At 43.3% G+C, this 23719-nt stretch carries 21 protein-coding genes and 1 pseudogene; 12 read left to right on the top strand and 10 right to left on the bottom strand.

The annotated features are described in order from the left end of the window. Positions 1–45: 45 nt before the first annotated feature. The 6 genes from AC1DXF_RS15040 to AC1DXF_RS15065 form a co-directional block, all read right to left on the bottom strand. Positions 46–585: a hypothetical protein gene (locus tag AC1DXF_RS15040; protein ID WP_477449541.1), complete on the bottom strand. Its 540-nt coding sequence runs from the start codon at positions 583–585 to the stop codon at positions 46–48. A 545-nt stretch (positions 586–1130) separates the two neighbouring features. Next, positions 1131–1337 carry a hypothetical protein gene (locus AC1DXF_RS15045; protein ID WP_477449542.1) on the bottom strand — a complete coding sequence of 69 codons (207 nt, stop codon included), beginning with the start codon at positions 1335–1337 and terminating at the stop codon, positions 1131–1133. A 197-nt stretch (positions 1338–1534) separates the two neighbouring features. Beyond that, positions 1535–3130, bottom strand: a complete 1596-nt coding sequence (locus AC1DXF_RS15050; protein WP_477449543.1) for a vitamin K epoxide reductase family protein — start codon at positions 3128–3130, stop codon at positions 1535–1537. Between the two features lie 110 nt (positions 3131–3240). Further along, positions 3241–3963, bottom strand: a complete 723-nt coding sequence (locus AC1DXF_RS15055) for a hypothetical protein (RefSeq protein ID WP_477449544.1) — start codon at positions 3961–3963, stop codon at positions 3241–3243. A gap of 3 nt (positions 3964–3966) precedes the next feature. Then, positions 3967–6159 (bottom strand): peptidase domain-containing ABC transporter, encoded by a 2193-nt coding sequence (locus tag AC1DXF_RS15060; RefSeq protein WP_477449545.1) that lies wholly within the window; start codon positions 6157–6159, stop codon positions 3967–3969. Positions 6160–6750: 591 nt separating this feature from the next. Then, entirely contained in the window at positions 6751–7143 is a 393-nt protein-coding gene (locus AC1DXF_RS15065; RefSeq protein ID WP_477449546.1) for a DoxX family membrane protein, read from the bottom strand. 113 nt (positions 7144–7256) lie between these two features. Here AC1DXF_RS15065 and msrA point away from each other — a divergent pair, with 113 nt between their 5' ends. The 4 genes and pseudogenes from msrA to AC1DXF_RS15085 all read left to right on the top strand — a co-directional run bounded on the left by msrA (position 7257) and on the right by AC1DXF_RS15085 (position 10491). Continuing rightward, the gene (gene msrA, locus AC1DXF_RS15070) at positions 7257–7802 is read left to right on the top strand and encodes a peptide-methionine (S)-S-oxide reductase MsrA (protein ID WP_477449547.1); all 546 of its coding nucleotides are present in this window, start codon (positions 7257–7259) and stop codon (positions 7800–7802) included. Between the two features lie 335 nt (positions 7803–8137). Further along, positions 8138–8941 (top strand): 5'-nucleotidase, lipoprotein e(P4) family, encoded by an 804-nt coding sequence (locus AC1DXF_RS15075; protein WP_477449548.1) that lies wholly within the window; start codon positions 8138–8140, stop codon positions 8939–8941. A 92-nt stretch (positions 8942–9033) separates the two neighbouring features. Beyond that, positions 9034–9129: pseudogene (locus AC1DXF_RS15080) on the top strand (DUF2256 domain-containing protein); the annotation flags it as partial. A gap of 66 nt (positions 9130–9195) precedes the next feature. Continuing rightward, positions 9196–10491 (top strand): DASH family cryptochrome, encoded by a 1296-nt coding sequence (locus AC1DXF_RS15085; protein WP_477449569.1) that lies wholly within the window; start codon positions 9196–9198, stop codon positions 10489–10491. Positions 10492–10506: 15 nt separating this feature from the next. Here the strand turns inward: AC1DXF_RS15085 and AC1DXF_RS15090 are convergent, their stop codons facing one another. Together AC1DXF_RS15090 and AC1DXF_RS15095 are read right to left on the bottom strand one after the other, a co-directional pair. After that, the gene (locus tag AC1DXF_RS15090) at positions 10507–10944 is read right to left on the bottom strand and encodes a type II toxin-antitoxin system VapC family toxin (protein ID WP_477449549.1); all 438 of its coding nucleotides are present in this window, start codon (positions 10942–10944) and stop codon (positions 10507–10509) included. After that, a complete protein-coding gene (locus tag AC1DXF_RS15095; RefSeq protein ID WP_147053055.1) occupies positions 10938–11153 on the bottom strand; it encodes a hypothetical protein in 216 nt (71 codons plus the stop codon). The genes AC1DXF_RS15090 and AC1DXF_RS15095 overlap by 7 nt, the downstream gene beginning before the upstream one ends. 297 nt (positions 11154–11450) lie before the next feature. Here AC1DXF_RS15095 and AC1DXF_RS15100 point away from each other — a divergent pair, with 297 nt between their 5' ends. Continuing rightward, the gene (locus tag AC1DXF_RS15100; protein WP_477449550.1) at positions 11451–14279 is read left to right on the top strand and encodes a 2-oxoglutarate dehydrogenase E1 component; all 2829 of its coding nucleotides are present in this window, start codon (positions 11451–11453) and stop codon (positions 14277–14279) included. Positions 14280–14452: 173 nt separating this feature from the next. Then, entirely contained in the window at positions 14453–16045 is a 1593-nt protein-coding gene (gene odhB / locus AC1DXF_RS15105; protein WP_477449551.1) for a 2-oxoglutarate dehydrogenase complex dihydrolipoyllysine-residue succinyltransferase, read from the top strand. A gap of 636 nt (positions 16046–16681) precedes the next feature. Here odhB and AC1DXF_RS15110 read toward each other — a convergent pair. After that, entirely contained in the window at positions 16682–17455 is a 774-nt protein-coding gene (locus AC1DXF_RS15110; RefSeq protein ID WP_477449552.1) for a hypothetical protein, read from the bottom strand. Between the two features lie 275 nt (positions 17456–17730). On the opposite strand from AC1DXF_RS15110, the gene AC1DXF_RS15115 reads away from it, so the two are divergent. Next, the gene (locus tag AC1DXF_RS15115; RefSeq protein ID WP_477449553.1) at positions 17731–18225 is read left to right on the top strand and encodes a hypothetical protein; all 495 of its coding nucleotides are present in this window, start codon (positions 17731–17733) and stop codon (positions 18223–18225) included. 10 nt (positions 18226–18235) lie between these two features. Continuing rightward, positions 18236–19708 carry an esterase/lipase family protein gene (locus AC1DXF_RS15120; protein WP_477449554.1) on the top strand — a complete coding sequence of 491 codons (1473 nt, stop codon included), beginning with the start codon at positions 18236–18238 and terminating at the stop codon, positions 19706–19708. Between the two features lie 175 nt (positions 19709–19883). Here the strand turns inward: AC1DXF_RS15120 and AC1DXF_RS15125 are convergent, their stop codons facing one another. Beyond that, positions 19884–20384 carry an endonuclease V gene (locus AC1DXF_RS15125; protein WP_477449555.1) on the bottom strand — a complete coding sequence of 167 codons (501 nt, stop codon included), beginning with the start codon at positions 20382–20384 and terminating at the stop codon, positions 19884–19886. Positions 20385–20599: 215 nt separating this feature from the next. Between AC1DXF_RS15125 and AC1DXF_RS15130 the strand changes: the two genes are divergently transcribed. The 4 genes from AC1DXF_RS15130 (at position 20600) to AC1DXF_RS15145 (ending at position 23624) form a co-directional block, all read left to right on the top strand. Further along, complete coding sequence (locus tag AC1DXF_RS15130; protein WP_477449556.1) at positions 20600–21019, top strand: hypothetical protein; 420 nt, start codon at positions 20600–20602, stop codon at positions 21017–21019. A gap of 81 nt (positions 21020–21100) precedes the next feature. Further along, positions 21101–21988 (top strand): hypothetical protein, encoded by an 888-nt coding sequence (locus AC1DXF_RS15135; protein ID WP_477449557.1) that lies wholly within the window; start codon positions 21101–21103, stop codon positions 21986–21988. 97 nt (positions 21989–22085) lie between these two features. Beyond that, the gene (locus AC1DXF_RS15140) at positions 22086–22571 is read left to right on the top strand and encodes a hypothetical protein (protein WP_477449558.1); all 486 of its coding nucleotides are present in this window, start codon (positions 22086–22088) and stop codon (positions 22569–22571) included. Between the two features lie 108 nt (positions 22572–22679). Beyond that, positions 22680–23624, top strand: coding sequence for a hypothetical protein (locus AC1DXF_RS15145; protein WP_477449559.1), 945 nt, complete (start codon positions 22680–22682; stop codon positions 23622–23624). Positions 23625–23719: the final 95 nt, after the last annotated feature.

Raw genomic sequence — 23719 nt, forward strand, 5'->3', positions numbered from 1 at the left:
TCCCGGCATTGCAACCAGGACGGCTGCCGCCGTTGGAACAACCTCTTAAATATGACAATTCACAATCTTCACTTCGCAGCCAAGACGTTCTTCAAATTCGGCTATAACGCCATCCTTTAACTCGGGCCAGTTCCAGAAGGTAAAGCCCAGGTTGCTGAAGCCCCAGGTTGGTTCAATGTCGTAGTCGTTAAGGTCGGCAACCTGGTTACATAGCGGGCAGGTTAGGCTGGGGTTACCCTGTTCGTGAAAATCATTAAGGTCCCAGCCAGCTTCTAAAATATCGTCGCCGCAATTGGGGCAAACAAAGCTGTCGAGGCCATTTGCCCCGGCATCAAAAACGGTATTTTCGGTAATTACTTTAAACCCGCAAGTAGTTAAACCGTAGGGGAGGTATTCGGGCTCGTCAACCAAAGCTTCGGCGTTTTTGCCAATAGGATAGCCAAGGCCCTTGCCCAAAATACAATCGGTTTTTACCGGTTCCACAGCCCCGATACTAATAAGCCAGTCGACAATGGTTTTGGCTTTTGGTAATCTATCGGGATATTGGGTTAATTTAGGAACTATGGAGGTACTGTTATCGCTCATGAGGTTTAAATTTAAACCAATATAGGAATTGTTATTTACTTAGGGCTGTGGGGTAAGGTTGAAAAGGAAACAAAGTAACGAAAAAGGGAAGCGATAAGTGACGCTTAGCCTTTAGCGCCGCTTTAACAAGGCATATAATAGATGGGCCGTGCCTACGGCACTCATTTGCCAGCTGTTGCGTAAAATAAAAAATCCCAAATGTATTACATCCGGGATTCTTCGGCGATATTTCGACTCGTTTTATCGATTGATGCCGGGATTTACGGACATGTTGATGTATGGGTACATGTTGTCGTTTGTTGTTCGCAATGATATATGTAGTCGCACGTCGGATCTCCATGAAACTCCGGATTATTAACGGAATATACATAGTAAATTAATGGACCGCCTGAATGATCGTTACATAGCCATAAATGACAACTTGGATCACCTCCCCTGACATTTTTCATGTCTTTTTTTGATAACTTTATCATAATTTAATAACTGATTAGTGTATAATTTAATAAAAATTTAGGCTCTTTAGATATAGACTACTTTCAATTTAATTATGGACAATCAAACGGGTTGCTACAATTTGCGCCTGCTGTACAGGTGTTTACATCCGAACATGATGGGTCGGTATGTAAAGTAGGATCGCCAAGGTGGCAAAAGGTGAGAAAATGTCCTGGTTGCTCCACGTAGTCACAGGTCCATAACTGTCCGTTTGTACCGCCCCTAACGTTTTTCATTTCTTGTTTAGATAATTTTTTCATGAATAAGATATAAGTTTTGGCCTTATTTTGGTATTAGGTATAAGGCGCGTTCACCATGCTTAAATTTATAAACTATCTTTTTAATTTCCTATTATTATAATACTTTTTTTAATAAATTACCTTTGATTATCAGCTCCAACAGTTATTACTAACGACTAAAAATATTGTAATTTTCAATACAAGAATTAGTGCCCAACTTATGTTATCATATATTTTATATCAGATAACCTATAAAAATCGGGCAAGTGGTATCCGTTTAATAAAACCGCCGGAGTACCGGCTATATCGGCTATACGGCACCATGCTCTTTGCATATCAAGCTTATCAATTTCCTCTGTATGTATGTCAACAGGATATAGTTTAGCCCATTTTTCATAGTTCTTCAAACTTTGTTTATACCAGCTATCAAGGGCATTTTTAACAAGTGATTTATCATCCAACGCGTTCAAGGCCATCAGGTGGCGGCCAACGGATGTTCGTTTGTCAAATTCGGCATTATCTGTACTGAAAATTATCCTGGCCTGTAATTCGGCATTGTTTTCCAACAATTCATCAAGCATTACATGCGTGGCTGCGCAAGGGCCGCAGTATGGGTTAGATACCATTACAATGACATTAGTAGCATCCGGGTTTCCCAGTACTATACTCCAGGCTTCATCAGGCAATGTGTATCTGGGCTGGTCGTGGAGTGCGATTTTAAAAAAACGACTGTTATATTTAACCAGGCGCAACTGATCTTTTAACGATTTGAGTTGTTGCATATTTAACAACAATGGTTTTAACAGCAGCCATGCCAAAACCGGGGTAAGCATGCCAATAATCAAATTACCCCAATCCGCATATTCAGGCCAAACAAGCGGCGTTTTAAATATTGTTGCAAATACCGCAAATTCAAGCCATAGCAGGGCCTGCACCATACAACAAAACACACACCACTGGCGCGCAACAAATGCCTGAAAATAAATGGAATAGAAAGTATATGGCAAACTTATAAAGTTTATAATGGCAAGCATATACAACAAAGAATTATTCTGTCCGCCAATTATCAGCGTAAATAAGGTCCCGGTAAAGTAAAAAAAACCTACTTCGCTCCACGAAAGACCTTCAAACACTACTGCAGCTTTGGATGACAAAATAGCATTGCAATTCAATTTACCCCTGCCTTCTCCCTGGCAAAGCTTTTTTACTAAGGGGTTGTTTTTGTTTATATACTGACTGAGCAATAGCACAGAAACAATCACCCCCATCACTTTAAAAACCGTAAGTATTATAACAGGCCAGCGAGGACTGTCAATATAACCTGTATGAAAAATAAGGAATGCTGCTATGATAAGGCAAGCCCCCACTATCATCGCCGGCGATTTTATGCTTTTAAAAAATGAGAATATGCTTTCGTTACTTATTTTAGTTTCTGGCGCTTCTATGATCAAACCTACACCATTGAACAGCGAATTAAATCGCTCTACAGAAAAACGTTTGTTTCGCCACTGGTTGCCTGATACGCGTACGTAGTCCTTATTTATATCGTGAACTACTAAAAAACTTCCTCCATCCAATTTAAAATGCCCTATAAACGGCGTGCTCACTTCCCCAATGCTGTCCGAATCTATTCTGAATGCCGAATTTTCGATATTGAAGTTGTCTAATACATCACTCAACGACAGCATGCTGGGATAATCAGGGTGCTTTTCTAATTCCGTCACTATTTTTTCGGATGGAATATCGATTTTCATTTCCTTCAGCAGCAGGATGATAGCTGCCTCTGCATTTTTATAATCTGAAAACGATAGCATAGGAGTATATTAAGGATAATAGGTATTGTTATAGCAAGATATATAATAAACTTAATATCCCAAAAAAATCAAAGACAGATATTAATTTTTTTATACACTTGTATAAGCAATTAATATTTATACATTTTGCCTATCAGCTTGTATAATAATGGCCTGTCGCCGGTTATAATTTTCACATCTGCGCTTAATCCCGCCCTAAGCTTTATGCCTTTATTAAAGTTGTTTTTTATGGCTATGCGGGCCAAGAACCGACCGTCTTTTCCAGGAGAATCACTGATGCTGTCAATGTTGCCGGTTATTACACCGTATTGTTCTGCCGGGTAAATGTCGGCTGTTATAAAAACATGCTGGCCTTTAAGTATTTTACCTGATAATTTTTGCGGAAAGGGAATAATGCCATAAAATATACTATCGCGCCTGGTATTGATAACAAATAAAACATCTTCCGGTTTTACGCGGGTATTTTCTACCGGCAATCCAATAAAATTTAGTTTTCCCGCTGATGGGGCTGCAACCTTCAAATAATGCCCGGTTACATCTTCAATTAACATAATAAGCTGGTTTTTATGAACCTGCGATTCATTTTTTACAAATACCTTAATGAGCAAACCCGGTGCAGGGGCGGCGGTAACCTGGGTATAATTACCATTCAATATGGTAGCCCTTGCGGTAAGTGATTCAGGATATCGAACCCAAGCCGACACTATGCCGATTATACAAAATAACCCCACAAACAATGTTACACCCCATCTTAACAGCCATTTGGGTGGCGACGCTATTATTTCATTAATTGCATCCGAATGTTTTTGATTTTTTTGAACGGGTTCTTCCATAAATCAGGTTCCTAATTCAAGTTGATTTTTTATGAGGTTATAATACGTACCGCGCGCATTTACCAGGCTGGCATGAGTGCCTTGTTCAACTATATGGCCTTTTTCAAGCACAACAATATTGTTTGCATTTTTTACTGTGCTTAAGCGGTGGGCAACAACAATTACCGTTTTACCTGCTAAAAAGTCTTGCAGGTTTTCAATTATGGCTTTTTCATTGTTGGCATCTAACGCATTGGTTGCTTCATCAAAAAAAACAAATTCGGGGTCTTTGTAAACGGCACGGGCTATTAATATACGCTGGGTTTGCCCCTGGCTAAGGCCTTGGCCGCCAATACCTATCTTCGAGTTAATTCCGTAGGGCATATTGTCTATAATATCCCCGGCATTGGCAATGCGTACCGCCGCGTTTAACTTTTCGGCATCGTACACATTTTCATCCATTGCTATGTTACCGGCTATGGTATCTGCAAAAATATATCCATCCTGCATCACGGCGCTGCATTTGCTGCGCCAGGTGCTAAATTTCAAATTCTTAAGTTGGTCATCACCTACATAAATTTCGCCGGCCTCCGGTTCATAATATCTTAACAAAAGTTTTAACAAGGTGGTTTTTCCGCTTCCGCTGGTACCAACAACAGCAGTTGTTTTTCCGGGTGGAATATGTAAAGTTATGTCATGCAATACAGGCTCGTTACCGGCACCAGGGTATCTGAACGTAATTTTATCAATGTTAATCCCCATGTTTGCACCCAACTGATCAACGTATTCCCTGCCGGCAGGTTCTTCATCTTCAATGGCATAAATTTCATTTAAACGCTCAACGCTTATCCTGGCATCCTGGTATGCTTTGGTAAAGCCTATCAATTGTTCAACAGGGCCGTTTAACTGCCCAACAATATACTGTATGGCCATCATGGCCCCTAATGAAAAGTCGCCGTTAATAACAGCTTTAGCACTCAACCATGTAATCAGGATATTTTTTCCCTGGTTTATAAAAACGGCCCCTGCTTGCTGGTATTGGCTTAAGGCCAACGATTTTATATTGAAATTAAATAAAGCCGCCTGGGTATGCTCCCATTTCCAACGCCTTCCCGTTTCTGCGTTGTTTAACTTTATCTCTTTCATGCCGTTAACAATTTCCAATATGTTGTCCTGATTTTTTAAATTGTTTGAGAACTGCTTATAATCCAGCTCTTTTCGGCGTTTCAAAAAAACAGCTATCCAGGTGACGTAAAGAATTGTGGCCGCGGCAAATACGGCAAATACCAGCGTGTTATAAAAAGCGATAATGACCGAGAACACAATAAAGTTAAAAACAGAAAACACCGTACTTAACGTGGAGCCTGTTAAAAAGCTTTCTATCCGTTTTTCATCACTTATCCGCTGCATAATGTCGCCGGCGGTTTTAGTGTCAAAAAAACTCATCGGAAGCTTCATCAGCTTTATCAAAAAGTCTGTAAGGATAGAAATGTTTACCCTGGTACTAATGTGCAACAATATCCACGACCGCAAAAACTCCACACTTGTGCTACCGGCAAAAAGCATCAGCTGTGCTATCAGGATTACATTGATAAAATTCAGGTTATGATTACTGATACCTACATCAACTATCGATTGCGTTAAAAATGGGGCCGCAAGTTGTATAAGCGTGCCGGTGGCAAGAGCAAGCACCAACTGAAACAACAACTGCCGGTAAGTAGTTAAATACCCGGTAATGAAGCTCCAATTTAATTTTATTTCATTTTCGCCGTTTTGCTGATAAAATAATGGGGTTGGTTGTATAAAAAGAACATTACCCTCATCGGCGTTGCCATCAACAAGCCAGCTATTATTAAACGTGTTTTCTTCAATTTTTAATAAGCCTGCTGCCGGGTCGGCTATATAATACTTACCGCCCTTTAGTTTATACAACACCGTAAAATGATTTTGACGCCAGTGAACTATACAGGGCAGATCGGCAGTTTTTAGTTGTGCAGCTTTTAACTTTACACCTAATGTCCGTAATCCTAACTGCTCTGCCGCTTCACTAATATCAAGCATAGATACTCCTTCACTATTTATAGCGCATAAGCGCCGTAAAGATTGAATGGTATAATTACGCCCGAAATATTGCGTAACCATTTTCAAACAAGTGGGCCCGCAATCCATCGCATCACGCTGTAAAAAAAAAGGGAATTTTTTCAAAGGTAAAAGCACTAAATATTATTGATACTAATATATAATTAATTGCGAAGATTATTCCTGGATGCTTGTGTATCGTGATTATGTGGTAATAGCCAAAACCATTTTTGCCCATAATGATAGCATAAAGCTCTCGCCCGGTTGATGTGGTTATCCGTTCTGGAAAAGAACCAACAGTCAAGAGTTAAGACTGATTTGCTACTAACCTGCGGGTAATAATTTAGAGTATTTTGTTTTACTTAAAAATATTAACTACCGGCAGTGTACCACCCCGTACCAGGACGTACCCGTACAGTACACTTTGGTGCTAAAAGCCCGCCCCGATTTTTTCCGTTGTTTGGTTTACCGCGGGCGGTATCCTTATCTTAGTACATACCCGAAAAATATGCCCCCACGCCAAATCATCTCTTGAGCGCAGCAAAAAAACTTTTGCGCCCTGCATTTCGAAAGGCGGATTGTAGTGCAAATCGTATAGGGTTTCTCTGTCGCGCTCGCCGCAATCCCGCCGCTTGCTCCAAAGGAAATGACAATTTCTTTTATTAAAGAAAAAGAGATGTATCTACATGGTAAGATGAGAGGATCGGAGCGTTTCTGTTTAAAAGAACTTTACACGGTTGGCACCGCTGTAAAAATACTTTTGTAGTATTTAAAGTAAGCTATGCCTAAAAACAGGTTTAAAATAATTACCCCTAAACCCATTGGTACACCCGCGGGGGCCAGTATGGAATGAAAAAGGAAAATATTTAACGAAATAGGAAAAAGGGCAAGCACAAACAACGCTGTGTAACGATTAATGAGCAAACCGATGCCGCAGGTAATCTCGATAACTTTCATGTACTGGAAAAAGTAACCGGAGCCAAACAAGCCGCCGCTAAAAGCCTGGGCTTTGTCGCTCATGACCGGTTGCGCCATTGGGATAAAATGAAAAAAGAAATTAAAGCCAAATACTACGAAGATGAGGCCCAGCAATATGCGGGCAATTAATACTGCAATTTTCATAATGTTGAGGTTAATGGAGGTTTAAACACTAAGTTTGGTAATTTAATTGACATAATCAAATACTGTTTGTGCCAGGGCATTTGCCAGGCATTACTTTTGAGGATACAAATACAATGAACACACACAAAATAACTTTCGGCAATGGTTGCTTTTGGTGCACCGAAGCCATTTTTCAATCGCTTAAGGGCGTAATTTCGGTAACATCGGGCTACATGGGTGGTCATGTGGATAACCCAACCTACAAACAGGTTTGCACGGGTACAACCGGCCATGCCGAGGTAATTGAGCTGGAGTACGATGCTGATGTATTATCGCTGGATGAGTTGCTGCTGGTTTTCTTTAAAACCCATAACCCCACAACACTTAACCGCCAGGGTAATGATGTAGGTACGCAATACCGGTCGGCTATATTTTATACTACCCCTGAGCAAAAGGACGCGGCTATTGCCATGATTAATACCCTAACTAATGAAAAGGTTTTCGACAGCCCGATAGTAACCGAGGTAACGCCGGCCAGCCAGTTTTATACGGCCGAAGATTATCATCAGAATTATTTTAACGATAACCCTGGCCAGTCGTACTGCGCGTTTGTTATCCAGCCAAAACTGAATAAATTTGCCAAAGAGTTTACGGATAAAATTAAGCCGGAGCTGTTGTAAAGCTATTTTGTAATGTTGAGTTGCAGAATTTCGTGAAATTCGATACACAGACGTTGGCTTTGAACGCTGGCTATGACTCACCCTGCCGACGCTACGCTGGGCCACCCACTCTTCAACTTCGTTGGAAAGAGGGGCTTGAAACCGGATATTTATAATAAAAAAATGGGCAAACCAGGTAATCAATTTTCAAACCCCTCTTTCCGGCGCAGCCGAAGAGAGGGTGGCGGGCGTAGCCTCGCCGGGTGAGTCGTCTCCGCCATGCGATATACGTCAATCTCCCTTCAGAATTTCGTGAAAATTCACATCCCAGGATCAACAAGATACTATAACCGTCAATGAAGAAAATACACCTACTACCCATAATCCTATTGTTTACAGCCTGTGCCGCAACAAAACCGATTGCAACAAACAGCGCTGCTTCCATAACCAACAGCGGCAAAGCCTGGGCTTCCATTTGGCAGCAACGCGCGGCCGAGTATAAGGCTTTATGTTTCCAGGCCTATAATATTGCCAGGCTTCGGGTTGATGAAGGTGTTAAAAGTCCCGGCAGCAAACCCTTGGCCATTGTTACCGATATTGACGAAACCCTGTTGGATAACAGCCCTTATGATGCAGCCCGTGCGCTGCAAAACAAAGACTATACCGATGCCACCTGGAAGGAGTGGACTGACAAGGCTGTGGCCGATACCGTGCCCGGCGCCCCGGCATTTCTAAAATACGCAGCCTCAAAAGGCATCACTATTTTTTACATCACCAATCGTAACGAAAATGAGCGGGCAACAACCCTTAAAAACCTGCAGTTATATGGCTTGCCAAACGCCGATGACGCACACCTGCAATTAAAAATATCAACATCGAGCAAGGAGACACGCAGGTTAAACGTACTGAAAACCCACAACATCCTGTTGCTTTGCGGCGATAACCTGCCCGATTTTGATATGCTGTATGATAATCACCCAACGGAGCAAAGCCGGACGGCCACCACGCAAAAACTGGAAAAAGAATTTGGCAGCAGGTACATTATCATTCCTAATCCATCTTACGGCGATTTTGAGGGCGCCATTTTCGGGTTTAATTATAAGCTTACAAACGCGCAGAAGGATTCGATCATCAGGGCTAAAATCAAGACGGATAAGTAAGTTTTTATTCAGCTTTTTTTGCATTTGATAATGATCAATGTGTTTTTTTGACACAGATAGTCTATCTTTAGCAATTATTCGCGCAAAGAAAGTTGCGTCACAAAAATTGCCCCATTTTCCAAAAGCTGTTTAAAATGGTAAAAAATGGAGGAAAATGTTGGGAAGATGTCAAATATTGCAGCGAACGGTGCAGGAGACATAAATTAATTGCAAATTTGTGGTCTGCATTAATACAGTTAACTCCCTGTTTAACTATGAGCGATAGAACGATACTGGTTTGGTTTAGAAATGACTTGCGGATACATGATAACGAAATTTTGTTAGAAGCCGTGCGCAAGGCTGATAAAGTTCTGCCGGTATATTGTTTTGATCCATATTATTTTCAGCAAACAGCATCCGGCGCCAGCAAAACAGGAAGTTTCAGGGCACGGTTTTTATTGGAGGCCGTGGCCGATTTACGTAAAAATCTGCAGGGTTACGGCGCCGAGCTCATTATCCGCATAGGTAACCCCGCCGAAATTATACCTCAGCTTGCTGCGCAATACCAGGTAAATGAAGTATACCATCACCGGGAGGTGGCCTATGAAGAAACAGCAAAATCCGAAGAAGTAGAAGCTGCCCTTTGGAAGCTGCGGCTTAACCTGAAGCACTTCATAGGGCACACCATGTACCACAAGGAGGATTTGCCCTTTCCGATAAAAGATATCCCTGATAGTTTTGCGGTATTTAAAAAGAAAGTTGAACGTGATAGCGACGTGCGGCCATGTGTAGCTACGCCCGAACATATTTATACACCCGATATTACTGATGCGGGCGAGTTACCAACCCTGCAGCAGTTAGGCTTAAACCAACCTGTTGACGATGTGCGGGCTACCAATTATTTCCAGGGTGGCGAAACGGCGGCGCTGATACAGCTGCATAAATATTTTTCGAAAACCGATCTTGCCGTTAAGGCCAAAGGAAAAGCAGGCATCATTACCAATACCTCAAAATTATCGCCTTGGCTGGCTGTAGGCTGTATATCGCCAAGGCAGGTTTACTGGGAAATATTTAAGCACAACGATGCCCAAAGCAGCATGCTGAAACTGGAACTGTTGTGGCGCGATTATTTCAGGTTTATGTTTAAAAAGCACGGGCAGAGATTCATCCAGGCAAAGGGTACCGAAGAAGCGGCTACAGCAAATAACGAAAGTTTTGACAAATGGGCGGCGGGCAAAACAGGCGTGCCATTCGTTGATGCCTGTATGCATGAGTTAAACGCTACAGGTTACATTTGTAACCAATGCCGCCAGATAGTGGCCACCTACCTGGTGAACGATTTAAAAGCCGACTGGACTAAAGGCGCCGTCTATTTTGAAGAAAAACTGATAGATTACTCGCCTGCAAGTAACTGGGGCAACTGGGCATTCATCGCCGGTGTAAATGATGCCAAAGTAAGCAAGTATACCATAGCAGCCATCCCGCAAAAAGAACTGGATACCAAAAGCGATTTTGTAACCACCTGGGAGTCATCACCTGTAGATGAGGCGGGGGATTTGGTGGGGGTGTGATAGGGGGACCTGTTTTTATTGTAAGTCCAATAAGGTGACAGTTTCTATTTCACTTATAATTGCCAATCTATGATCGTTGGTCAAAAAATAATCAGTATGATTTGTTAAGGCTGTAGCTATTTGTAAGGCATCAGGAGTTCTTAACCCATATTTAGCCCTGAGCTGAGCCGCTTTTTCAGCTATTTCGTTTGAGATTTCGATTATTTGGACTCCCGTTGCATTTAAAAGTATGTTTTTATATTGGGCTACCAGTTTATGCTTCCCTTCTTTTAACGGTTTAACCAATACCTCTAATAAAGTAATTGACGATGTGATGAAAGTAAAATCGCCGTTGTCATTGGAAGAAAAGTATTTGGTTAACTTGTCCTGATAAATAGAATGGCCTTCGATAAAATAAATTAATGGGGCTGTATCCAGAAAAATTCGCTTTTGATTAAATTCGGTAACTACCACTGTCTTTCCTGATCTACATATTCATCAATGTCTAAGTTGCTCCATAAAGATGAGCCTATGCCGGATAGTGAAGATAGTTTTGTCTGTTTTTGTTTTCGTTCAGATTTACGGATCATTAATGCAAGCTTTTCTAAAAGACTTAGCTGATCTTCTTTGTCCAGTCGTTCAACCTGCAACAGGATTTCATTGATGTTTAAATCTGCATTCATATTAACAAAAATAACAATATTTGTTCAACAATTGCTCACCAGAAAATGTCAAAACTTTAGATTCTGAATGGCGGGGGCCAAGGTTCCGCACCGCTAACAGTTCTATTTGACAGCAGGAGGAAAGATATGGCCAGATTAAGTTTTATTGTTTTTCAATACTAACCAACCATATTTTACCCTCCAAACCACTCATTCCCATCAAAACTGCATCATTTTTAACTGAATTTCTTTACAATTAATTGTGAAGTATATTACCGTATATGCTTACTTTTGCACTGTTTTAAAGATCATTTTCACATGGATCGTCTAAATTATATCAATAGCGGCAACGCAGACTACATCAATTCCTTATACGAAGCATACAAACAAGACCCCGAATCGGTAGATTATGGCTGGCAAAAGTTTTTCGAGGGGTTTGAATTTAACATAAATACAAATGCAACAGGCACGGTAGCTTCAACAGCTGCACCGGGCGTTGATGATAAAACTTATGATCACTTTTTAAAAGAGATCAAGGTATTAAACATGATAGATGGATACCGCTCACGCGGGCACCTTTTTGCAAAGACCAACCCGGTACGCGAGCGCCGCCACTATTACCCCGGTAAAGAGCTGGAAACATTTGGCTTAAGCGAGGCCGACCTGGATACCGTTTTTAACTCCGGTGTTGAAGTTGGCCTGGGTGCTGCCAAATTAAAAGACATCCGCCAGTTACTGGAAGATACCTATTGCCGTGCTATTGGCGCCGAGTACAGGTATATTCGCAACCCTATCAAAATCAAATGGTTTGAGGATAGGATGGAGAAAAACCGTAACACGCCATCTTTCACCGTCGACGAGAAAAAATTGATGCTGAATAAACTCAACGAAGCCGTTACTTTCGAAAACTTTTTGGGTACTAAATTCCTGGGGCAAAAACGTTTTTCGCTCGAAGGAGCCGAAGCGCTGATCCCATCCATGGATTCGGTTATTAAAAAAGGTGCCGATTTGGGTATCGAAGAGTTCATCATTGGTATGGCGCATCGCGGCCGTTTGAACGTGCTTACCAACATCATGGAGAAAACCTATAAAGAGGTGTTCCTGGAATTTGAAGGCAAAAATTTTGATTCCGAATCGCCTTTTGGTGGCGATGTTAAATACCACCTGGGTTTTTCAACGGATGTAACTACATCAAACGGGAAAAAAGTGCACCTGAGCCTTTGCCCCAACCCATCGCACTTAGAGGCTGTTGATCCGGTTGTAGAAGGTATCACCCGTTCAAAAATCGACTTTAAATACAATGGCGATCATTCAAAAATCGCTCCTATATTGATCCATGGGGATGCATCTGTTGCAGGCCAGGGTATTGTTTACGAAGTTTTACAAATGGAAAAACTGGATGGCTACCGCACCGGCGGCACCATTCACCTGGTTATCAATAACCAGATAGGTTTTACCACCAACTATAAAGATGCCCGTTCAAGTACGTATTGTACCGATGTGGCAAAAACTGTCCTGTCCCCGGTGTTCCATGTAAATGGCGACGATGTGGAGGCTTTGGCCTATGTTGTTAACCTGGCTATGGAGTACAGGCAGGTATTTAACGAGGATGTATTTATTGATATCCTGTGTTACCGCCGCTACGGCCACAACGAGGCTGATGAACCAAAATTCACCCAGCCGCTGTTGTACAAGGCTATCGAGGCGCATGCTAACCCGCTGAAAATTTACAATCAAAAACTGATTGATGAAGGCAGCATTGATGCCAATTACCTGAAAGGGGTAGAGAAGGCGTTCAAGGATGAATTGCAGCAAAAGTTGGATGAATCAAAAGCCGAAGACAGGTTTACCGATACCATTGCCATGTTTGAAGGCGCCTGGAGCGGTTTGCACCTGGCCAGCCATAAAGAGTTTGTTAAAGCAATTGACACATCGGTACCCGAAGAAGAATTATTAGCCATAGGTAATAAGTTAACCACACTGCCGGCCGACATGGAGTTTTTCAAAAAAATTGAAAAACTGTTTGAAGACCGCAAAACGATGGTTAACCAAACCAAAGTTTTTGACTGGGCCATGGGCGAACTTTTAGCTTACGGAACCCTGTTAAAAGAAGGCTATCCTATCAGGTTAAGTGGTGAAGATGTTAAGCGTGGTACTTTCTCACACCGCCATGCGGTATTAACCCTGGCCGATTCGGAGGATGAATATACGCCATTGGCAACCATCGAAACTGAAGCAAAACTGAGCATTTATAACTCGTTGCTATCTGAATATGGTGTACTTGGTTTTGAGTATGGTTACGCTTTGGCCAACCCTAACGCCTTAACCATTTGGGAAGCGCAGTTTGGCGATTTCTTTAATGGTGCCCAGATCATAGTTGACCAATACATTGCCAGTGCCGAAACTAAATGGCAGCGCGGTAACGGCTTGGTTATGTTGTTGCCTCATGGTTATGAAGGCCAGGGCCCCGAGCATTCATCGGCCCGTGTGGAGCGCTTTATGGAGCTTTGTGCCGATGATAATATCCAGGTAGCTAATTGTACTACGCCTGCAAACTTCTTCCATATATTAAGGAGGCAAATGCACCGCGATTTCCGCAAGCCGCTTATCATATTTACACCTAAGAGTTTATTACGCAGCCCTAAATGTGTATCGCCGATAGAAGATTTTACCAGCGGTAAATTCCACGAGCTGATTGACGATACCTACGCCGATCCTAAAAAAGTAAAACGCGTTTTGCTTTGCACCGGTAAAGTTTACTACGATTTGCTGGATAAGCAACAAGCCGATAAACGCAAAGACGTTGCCATTGTTCGTGTAGAACAACTATACCCAACCCCTGTTACACAAATACTAAAGGTAAAAGCCAAATACGAGAAAGCTACCGAGTTTATCTGGGTACAGGAAGAGCCCGAAAATATGGGCGCATGGCCATACATTTGCCGCAAATTCCATAACGATACGGTAATTAACCTGAATGTGATATCACGTAACGAGGGCAGCAGCACTGCTACCGGTTTTGCCAAACAGCATGCCGCGCAGCAATTGTACATTGTTTCAAAAGCATTTGAAGCGCCTGCGGGTAAAGTGGTAAAAGAAGCAATTAAAAAGACAACCAAAAAAATGGCTGATGCCGGAGCGGATTGAGTTAGGTAATACGTTTTACGTGGTACGTTATACGTAACCATGCAAAACGTATAACTTACCGCGTTACATGTGATCATGCAAAACGTATAACATACAACGTTAGCTGAGCATGCAAAACGTACAACTTAAAACGTATAACGTACAACCATTCAAAAATATACAATTACTAAAATATGAGTTTAGCGATCAAAGTACCTACCGTAGGTGAATCAATAACAGAAGTAACCCTGGCAAGCTGGAAAAAAAAGGACGGCGATCACGTGGAAATGGATGAGGTTATTGCCGAGTTAGAATCGGACAAGGCCACTTTTGAACTTACTGCCGAGCGTGCAGGTACTTTACAAATTGTTGCCAAAGAGGGCGATACTTTAGCCATTGGCGCATTGGTTGCCAATATTGAAGAGGGCGAAGGCGCTGCTGCCCCTGCGTCGGCTGCACAACCACAGCCCGAAGTTGTAGCTAACGCACCTGCACCGGCCCCCGTTGCCGCTGCCGCGCCCGTTGCTGCTCCTGCACCTGTTACCGGTGGTGGTTCTTTAGAAATTAAGGTGCCAACCGTAGGTGAATCAATCACCGAGGTAACTTTATCGCGCTGGATGAAGAAAGATGGTGATGCCGTTGAAATGGACGAAGCCATTGCCGAACTGGAATCAGATAAAGCCACATTTGAATTAACTGCCGAAAAAGCAGGCGTATTAAAAACCATAGCCAAAGAAGGCGATGTATTGCCAATTGGTGCTGTTGTGTGTACCATTGAAGGTGTAGGCGCTGCCCCTATTGCAGTTACCCCAGCAGTTGTAAGCGCGACCGACGAATCGCCCCGTGGCGGTGCAGCGGTACAGCCCGGAAGTGTTACCTATGCATCTGGCACCCCATCGCCTGCGGCTGCTAAAATATTAGCCGAAAAAGGCGTTGACCCTAAAGCCGTGTCCGGTACAGGTGTTGATGGCCGTATTACCAAGGGCGACGCCTTAGGCGCGCAAAATGCACCTGTTGCACAACCTGCCGCCGCTGCTAAGCCTGCCAGTGCTCCAACTCCTGCCGCCGCCCCTGTTGTTGCTGGTGAGCGTAGCGAGAAACGCGAGAAAATGACTTCCTTACGTAAAACTGTTGCCAAGCGTTTGGTAGCCGTTAAAAACGAAACAGCCATGCTTACCACTTTTAACGAAGTGGATATGCAGCCTATCATGGAGTTACGCAGCAAATACAAAGATAAATTTAAAGAGAAACATGGCGTTGGCTTAGGCTTTATGTCGTTTTTCACCAAAGCAGTCACCGAGGCTTTGAAAGATTGGCCTGCAGTAAATGCCCGTATAGAAGGCGAGGAGATTGTATACAGTAACTATGCCGATGTTTCTATCGCTGTATCGGCCCCTAAAGGCCTGGTTGTGCCGGTTATTCGTAACGCGGATAGCCTTAGCCTTGCCGAAATTGAAAAAGCCATCGTAGTATTGGCCGGTAAAGCCCGCGAAAACAAACTGACTATCCCTGAGATGACAGGCGGTACATTCACCATCACCAACGGTGGTGTGTTTGGATCGATGATGTCGACACCAATATTAAACTCACCGCAATCGGCTATCCTGGGTATGCACAACATCATTGAGCGCCCTGTTGCCGTAAACGGACAGGTGGTTATCCGCCCAATGATGTACCTGGCCCTGTCATATGATCACCGCATCATCGACGGCCGCGAATCGGTAAGCTTCCTGGTACGTGTAAAACAATTACTGGAAGATCCTGCAAGGTTATTGTTAGGGGTATAATAAATCCCATTTAAATATTTGAAAAGCCCGGCGAAAGTTGGGCTTTTTGCATTTGATGTGCTGCTTGCCCAACCGTAGAGGCGCATCACATGCGTCTCCCGCGTGCAAATCAGCCATACAAATCGGCCAGCGGAAAGTTTGTATGAACGAACCTATTCTACATACACAGTACCTCGCCGGGTATATGCCACCCTTTCAGGGCTGTCGTGCGTGTATATTGTATCCATCACGGCACAGGGCGCTGCCCTGTGTTGGCATATCGCGCCCTTTCAGGGCTGTCAAAGTTCAAAATTTGGATGTGTAAAAAACGCTGTGCCAGGATTCCGATTACCCGGCCCTGAAAGGGTGACATACGATTGCGATGGGCGTCGCCCATCGATTAAAAGTGCCTCTATAATAGCCCCGAAAGGGTGAGATATCAGCCGCGTGCTAAGTATGCGCCGTGTGTTTAGGGCGATTAATTATTATCTATCGTCAACCTAAACGCCTCCGTTTTGTAAATTGGGCCTCCATTAAAAATACAAAATCCCGGATATAGATTAACAACAGGGATCTACATATTAATTACTTAGGATGAGTGCTAACCCGTTAACCACTGGGTGGCGGCTGAGGCTCAAAAGCCTGCTATATTAATTATCACAACTTCGACATTTCAGCATGTAAGTCAGATGCAAGCGAAACAGTTTTGCTCATGCCTTTCATCGCCATTACTTTTTCTAAAAAAGATTGAACGGCGTTCTTTTTAATTGTTAATACCCGCCCATGCATATTTCCTAAAACTATTACCGTATTGTAAATGCCATTTGAATTATCCATGTGTTGGCTGGCATAATCAACCATTCCCTGAATCATGTCCGCATTTTTATACCAACCTACCATAATCTCGTTTGCCGCACTGATCCTGTCTGTACTGTTAGATGCAAATAAGCCAGCTATGAGATTGGCTTGTTGATCGTCCAATTTGGCTTGATATACTTTTTTATTAGCGGGATCTGCGCTAATAGCTATATTTAAGATTTGAGGGCCTTCGTCAGGTATAATATGCATGATCAGGTTGGTTGCAAGTGCTTTTCTCTTATCATCCGGGCCAGTCATGATATCCAAAAGGGGAGTGATAAGTTTATAGCTTTCCAGGCGTTGTGTTTTCAGCGAAAGTTGCAATTGTTGTTGATATTGCGCATTGGCCACAGAATCGCGCTCCTGCGTTTGCTTTGCCGTAAACTTCAACTCCTGGGTTTTTATTGCCATTGAAAACCAATAACCAGAGGCGGCTATTGCTAAGGGCAACAGAATAGATGAAACTAATTTGATCCAAAAATCTTTCTTTTTGTCAGATTCAGCATCATTTTTCAAATTTGCAATTTCCTTTTTTAAGGTATTGATTTCGACGGTAAGCTCTGTTTCGTTCATGCGAATTATTTTGGTTAGGTTTTAGAAATAAATGACAGACGTAAGGGGGCAAACGTATCATAAAATATTCAGGTCATTTCAAATATAATATTTTTTTGAATTGGGAAAATACATTTTTGTAAAAGCCGCAGCCTGTTTGTAAAATGAGGCCCCCGTTAGAGCAAGTTTTGAGTGGTCGCCAGTGGGCGGATGAAATATTAAATAGTATTTTTTATTGGGGTTTGTCGAAATTTTAATAGTAAATTGGGTGTTCAATCAATAACCTATCACGTACTATGGAAACAATACTGCCTGATATTCAGAAGGTGAATGACACGCTGGAAAGTGTCAGACCCCTCACCAGCGACGCAGCGATTCTTAAAGCGATTGATGATTGTCAGCAACTTCTTGGTTTCCCGCAGCCGGAAGCCAAGCTTTGGCGTTCCTCACTTTATCAAAAAACATTTTTTTGGGTTGTCATCTGTGTGCTGATTGCCTCCGTCATTTTCATTTATCAAGGTGTTGACTTTTCAACGCCTCCCAAGAAAAATATACCAACTACTTACAGCATGTGGGATATGCTTATATATGGAACATGGATTATTGGTCCGCCCTGCTTTTTTTTAATTGAATACACCTACATTTTCGGGGCTGATGGAAAGAACCGCATGAACAGTGCGCAGCGGGACGACATCAAATACTGCCAGGACTTGGCAGCAAAAATCTGGGCTGCTGTGGCAGTATTCCTAAGTATATTATTAATCATTAAATACGGTTCACCCTTTAAATAAGAGTTGCGTAATGAACAAACCATCCAGAGTACTGATTATTCACGGCTGGAGCGACTGCTCGGCCTCGTTTCAGGATATGAAAACCTTTCTGATCAGCAGAGATATAGGACAGGTAGATACCATCTATTATGCAGATTATGAATCCCGGGAAGACAATATTACTTACGAAGATGTAATTGAGGGGTTTAATAATGAATTGATCCTGAAAAATTTGATCTATAATAACGGTAAATCGGATTATGATCTGAAAATCGTAGTGCATTCCACCGGCGGGCTGGTGGTGCGCCACTGGCTGTGGCGATACTATGGTAAAACCGGAAAAATTGCCGATTGCCCTGTGACTAACCTGGTCATGCTGGCTCCGGCAAACTTCGGCTCGCCGCTGGCCCAGATGGGAAAGTCTTTTTTAGGCGGACTGGTCAAGGGACGCTGGAAGGTGGGTGATATGCTGGAAACCGGGAAGATAATGCTGGACGGCCTGGAACTCGGCAGTTCCTATCAATGGACTCTTGCTCATAGTGACCTGCTCGGGGAGAGCAAGTATTTTATGCCAGATCATATTCGTACAGTTGTGATGGTTGGCGATACAGATTATAAGGGCATCCGAGGCTGGTTGAATAAGCCCGGAACAGATGGTACTGTTGTTATAGCAGGTACTAATCTGAACTCGGCGAAGCTTTGCCTACAGTTTACCCAGCCAGACAATCTTTCAGACAGTACACCGGGGCATCAGTGGGTAACAACAAAACCTGTCAGCGATATTGCCTTCGGTGTACTCACGGGACTTGATCACGGTTCGATTATTACCGAATCATCGGTTGAGTCGATCGATCCGTCGGCCATCAACAACCTGCTGGTAAGAGCACTGCAAATGGAAAATGAGGTTGATTTTAGAGCTTTGCAGAATGACCTTACAACCTTTACTGCAGATGCCTATAACCAATCTGCTAATCCAAAATTCCAGCAGTTTCTGGTGCATGCGGTAGATTATCAAGATCGTTCAGCTATGGATTTTACATTAGATTTTTCAGTCTACCTGAAAAGCAGGGCTGATGGCATTGTCGTTAATGAACTCCCACAGACAGATAACAAGCAAGCTATTGATCAGAGCGCGGCAGAATACGATTACAGCAGGCGGATCAACGAAATTGTAAATGGGGAAGCTCACACCTTTTCGAAAGACTCCAGTTATCGCCGGTTACTAGTTAATACCACAGAGTTGGAAAGTCTGACTGCAGAGATAAGTCAAGATCCTGAGATGAAAGCAGGCTTTGGCATCTTTATGAAGGTATATGTCCCGGCAGTTGACAAAGAAATCGGATACTACACCAAAAATCTGCAGAACATTCTGATCTATGACTCAACGAATACCAGTTCCGATACACCATCGTTCTTTTTTCCAAATACCACTACGCTGATGGAAATACAGGTTGACCGGGTGAACGGCTATGTCATAGTCGGCACCGTTCCGCAGACCCGTTAATATTCGAATTGAGTTGCAAAAGCCGAAAGATTCTTCGGCTTTTGCATGAGGGATTGAAGTGGATACCGGCCTGTGGCTAATGCCTTGCGCAGTATGAACGAAAAGCCCGGCCGCCGCTTCTACCGGCGGGGGACATGCCCATATTGTTTTTTTTCGTGAAGAGGAAAAGGACACATCAATCCTCCTTTGTCCTCTTATCCAACAACGTTAAAATATCGGGCATCCTATAATCGCCTTTCATATTTTTGATAAAACTCACGCTGGCATCTAATTCCATCCCAATTGATGATATGTACAAGGGACTATTGCTAATTCCCCGTTTCAATTCCCTCACGGTATCTTTATTTTTAAAGAAAGATGTTTTTGCAACACCGATAACCGGGACGCGTTTTTCTAAAGCTTCCCAAAGCCGGCCGCCCAGGCCAAAATTCATGTCATTATCAATATAAACGTAGCCGTCAATTATAATAGCATCTATATTGTCTAAACTTATTTGTTCAATAATTTTCAGGAGGCAGGGAAGTTCCCTTTTATAAAACTCGCCGGGTACATAGTCGGCTACCTCGGTTATATACTCGATAATTACCTCTTCAGGAAAAGCATCTTCCCAATTAAACAAAATGCCAACAGCTTTGGCCCCTGCTGCTTTATAATGTACATCTATCGCTAAAATCATTGTTTCATCCCTTAGGTTCCAGCCCCCAATCTCCCCCAAAAATACAAACTACTTTGTATTGTGCACCTTACCGCCGCGCCGTAAAATTGTATCAACAAACAACCAAAACAATCATGAAAAAAATATACTTATTTAGCCCTTAACCGCGCAGGTGAATTGCACACACAACCACTCCCTACACCCCTTTTTAAACCCTTTAACCTAAAACTAAAAAAATGGAATATCTGATAGCCACAATTGTAATCATGCTGTTTTGCATAACAGCGCTTGCGCAGGAACGATCTTCGGAAGGCGCAGTAATAATAGCAAGGGATAAACCCAAGCCTTTGAAGCCGGATAATGCGCATGCAAAGCATACGATAAAGCACATGTGCGGGCCTGCATTTACAGGCTTGCCAAAGTTTCCAGGCCAGCTCTGTTTTGATGTAATCCCGATAACCGGCGGTCGGGCGGTAAGCCTGCATTTACCTGCTTCGTACGGCAGTATAACGGAGCTGTTTTCGCCCTGGCGAAATCATTACGCCCCTGATATTTCAATAAGACAGGCAAGTATATTGTTGTATTACTGTTATTTAAGCCTAAATAAATTTATTTGGCAATGTACATTGTTTTGTCGAAAAAAAATTACAACTTAGTTAAAGCATAACCAGCCTGTTGCCAATTAGCAGGCGCTATAATTAACGGCCTACTTATTACTTAACCTAATCTCCCTCACTATGATTTGCAAATCACGGCTATCATTCACGTATTGTGCGGTAATTGCACTTTGCCTGTTAGCTCAATCAGCATTTAGCCAAAACGCGTTCGAAAAAGAATTAAAACAACAAATTGATTCATTTTTAGCAATGAAACCCAATGTGGCTGCCACGCAGGAAGTGCCGCAGGTAGGCCAGCGTGAACTTTATCCCAGCGATGCGCCCATGGCGCTTTTAACGCCTACAGGTTTTGGCGGCTCTGGGATGTATATTTTTGGCGGCCTCGGCGGTGCATACCCCGAAGTTTACAGAAACAATAAACCCGATTTGATTGCCTCGGCAGGCGTGTGTGTAGGCAACCCCGTTGAGGCGGTAAATTTCGCAGCCAGTGTAAATATGACCGATGTGCACAAGTTCAGAGATTTTTCCGGGAACTTTATCCTGAGCCGGAAACTGTTTGTTGGTACAAGCATAGCGGCAGGCGCGCTACAAATGTTTGCAGCCGATAAATATTCGGATTCGCCGGGATCAACCTTTTTTATGGCGATAAGCCACGCGGTACAAACTATGCCATCGCTTACGCCGGGCAGTTCGAGGCTAAGCTATACCATTGGTTTGGGCAGCGGCCGGTTTTATGAAAAAAGCCCCAACGATATTGCCGCCGGTAAAGGCAAGCATGGTACGGCCGTGTTTGGAGGTGTATCATTTGAAGTGGTGCGCCATTTAACCGTCAACGCCGAATGGACAGGCATGAACTTAGGCTTATCGGCCGGTATACGGCCATTTAAAACGCCAATTAGCCTGGGCATTGGCGTTGCCAATTTAACGAAGTATTCATCAGACAGGGTCAACATGGCATTTTCGATTGGATTGCCCCTTTCGCTTACCCGATTAATGAACAATAATTAACTAACACTATGAAAAAGATAATCATCGTATCCATGGTTGCAGCAGCAACATTGCTGGCCAGCGTAAAGCATGCCAAAGCACAAGGGAACCGCTCAGATTGGAATGTACCACCGCCTATACCGCCCGTACCGCCTATAAAAATGCCGCCGCCAATACCAACGCCGCCGCCGATACCAACGCCGCCGCCAATACCAACGCCGCCGCCGATACCAACGCCGCCGCCAATACCAACGCCGCCGCCGATAACGCCGCCGCCGCCGATACCAACGCCGCCGCCAATACCAACGCCGCCGCCGATACCAACGCCGCCGCCGATACCAACGCCGCCGCCAATACCGACGCCGCCGCCAATACCAACGCCGCCGCCGATAACACCGGTGCCGCCGATACCAACGCCGCCGCCGATACCAACGCCGCCGCCGATAAAAATGCCGCCACCTATACCTGGCTTAAAACCGTTACATTAATTGGAAATGGTTGTTTGTTGATGGTTCATAGATCATGGTTCATGGTTGATAGTTCATGGCCTTTTTGGGATCTGGTAGAAAATGTTTGCGAGGATTTTTCCGCCTATGAACCATGATCTATGAACTATAAGTCACAAATAAAACCATGATCAATGAACTATAAGTCACAAACAAAACCATGAACCATAATCTATGAACCAAAGACCAATCATAAAAAAGATAAAATGAGAACATATATAAAAAAACTAAAAGCCCTTTTAACGCTATCGCTTGTAGTGGTTGCGGGGATATGCTTTGCCCAAACAGCACCGCTGAGGCTTGAGATGAAAAAGGCAGCAGAATTACCGGCAGGCGCCCTTTTAAATACTACCCTGGTTACACCTTTAACGGCCCCTGCGGCTGTTGCGGATGAGCACCGCCAACTGGCGTTTAAAAAAGGCGATGGGTACCAAAAAACAACCCTGGTAAACTCAAACACTATTTTGGCGCGGTATGATCAAAAATTTACTATCAGCAGCAATTCATCAGTAACAAAAAACTATAACGTTACCGATGCAACAAAATCGGGTTTCGAGGTTGCGGTTACTACCAAGCGTATTGCCGATACTTTGTTTGCTATGGGTAAATCGATGGCGTATAATTCCGATCAGCCGTCAGATACCGGTTCATATATCCAAAAACGGTTTACCGCAATGGTTGGGCAAACAACAAACGTTAGCCTGGGCACCAGGGATACTATTTTTGCTGTTAAAGGTGGCGGCGGTAACCAGGCTGTTAATGATACGCTGTTTGCATTTACCGGTTTGCAAAACGATCAGCTGGTTAAAGGCGGCTCCTTGGGGCTAACTGTAGATTACGCAGCACTTCAAACCATGAAAAAGGGTTATACCTGGGTAGATACCACCACCAGTGCCGGCACCAACGTGAAAAATACGTTTTGGATTGAATCAAAAACGGATAAAACTACCACTGTTGCTTTTGAAAGCGCCCTGCGCCAGCAATATTCAAATAGCAATACCAATGGTGTTTATGTGATTGACAATGCTACCGGGATTGTTTTAATACGCCAGATGCGAAGTGTTACCACGGGTTACCAAATATTAAACAATGTAGTATACGCAGCTTCCCGAAGCACGGCCTTTGTTGAAAGTTGCTATAAAATACAATAGCCCCCCGCCCCCTGAAGGAGGAGCTTTTGATTTGCAGGGTGCATTTCAGGGGAAGCATAGTAATAAAACAGCCCGGCTATCAATAGTGATGGCCG

It is taken from the genome of Mucilaginibacter sp. P2_A5 (genome assembly GCF_056404995.1).

What these genes read in the sequence shown, in the direction of transcription:
- AC1DXF_RS15040 (WP_477449541.1), bottom strand. Translation starts at nt 585, where the DNA reads ATGAGCGATAACAGTACCTCCATAGTTCCTAAATTAACCCAATATCCC.
- AC1DXF_RS15045 (WP_477449542.1), bottom strand. Translation starts at nt 1,337, where the DNA reads ATGAAAAAATTATCTAAACAAGAAATGAAAAACGTTAGGGGCGGTACA.
- AC1DXF_RS15050 (WP_477449543.1), bottom strand. Translation starts at nt 3,130, where the DNA reads ATGCTATCGTTTTCAGATTATAAAAATGCAGAGGCAGCTATCATCCTG.
- AC1DXF_RS15055 (WP_477449544.1), bottom strand. Translation starts at nt 3,963, where the DNA reads ATGGAAGAACCCGTTCAAAAAAATCAAAAACATTCGGATGCAATTAAT.
- AC1DXF_RS15065 (WP_477449546.1), bottom strand. Translation starts at nt 7,143, where the DNA reads ATGAAAATTGCAGTATTAATTGCCCGCATATTGCTGGGCCTCATCTTC.
- msrA (WP_477449547.1), top strand. Translation starts at nt 7,257, where the DNA reads ATGAACACACACAAAATAACTTTCGGCAATGGTTGCTTTTGGTGCACC.
- AC1DXF_RS15075 (WP_477449548.1), top strand. Translation starts at nt 8,138, where the DNA reads ATGAAGAAAATACACCTACTACCCATAATCCTATTGTTTACAGCCTGT.
- AC1DXF_RS15085 (WP_477449569.1), top strand. Translation starts at nt 9,196, where the DNA reads ATGAGCGATAGAACGATACTGGTTTGGTTTAGAAATGACTTGCGGATA.
- AC1DXF_RS15095 (WP_147053055.1), bottom strand. Translation starts at nt 11,153, where the DNA reads ATGAATGCAGATTTAAACATCAATGAAATCCTGTTGCAGGTTGAACGA.
- AC1DXF_RS15100 (WP_477449550.1), top strand. Translation starts at nt 11,451, where the DNA reads ATGGATCGTCTAAATTATATCAATAGCGGCAACGCAGACTACATCAAT.
- odhB (WP_477449551.1), top strand. Translation starts at nt 14,453, where the DNA reads ATGAGTTTAGCGATCAAAGTACCTACCGTAGGTGAATCAATAACAGAA.
- AC1DXF_RS15110 (WP_477449552.1), bottom strand. Translation starts at nt 17,455, where the DNA reads ATGAACGAAACAGAGCTTACCGTCGAAATCAATACCTTAAAAAAGGAA.
- AC1DXF_RS15115 (WP_477449553.1), top strand. Translation starts at nt 17,731, where the DNA reads ATGGAAACAATACTGCCTGATATTCAGAAGGTGAATGACACGCTGGAA.
- AC1DXF_RS15120 (WP_477449554.1), top strand. Translation starts at nt 18,236, where the DNA reads ATGAACAAACCATCCAGAGTACTGATTATTCACGGCTGGAGCGACTGC.
- AC1DXF_RS15125 (WP_477449555.1), bottom strand. Translation starts at nt 20,384, where the DNA reads ATGATTTTAGCGATAGATGTACATTATAAAGCAGCAGGGGCCAAAGCT.
- AC1DXF_RS15130 (WP_477449556.1), top strand. Translation starts at nt 20,600, where the DNA reads ATGGAATATCTGATAGCCACAATTGTAATCATGCTGTTTTGCATAACA.
- AC1DXF_RS15135 (WP_477449557.1), top strand. Translation starts at nt 21,101, where the DNA reads ATGATTTGCAAATCACGGCTATCATTCACGTATTGTGCGGTAATTGCA.
- AC1DXF_RS15145 (WP_477449559.1), top strand. Translation starts at nt 22,680, where the DNA reads ATGAGAACATATATAAAAAAACTAAAAGCCCTTTTAACGCTATCGCTT.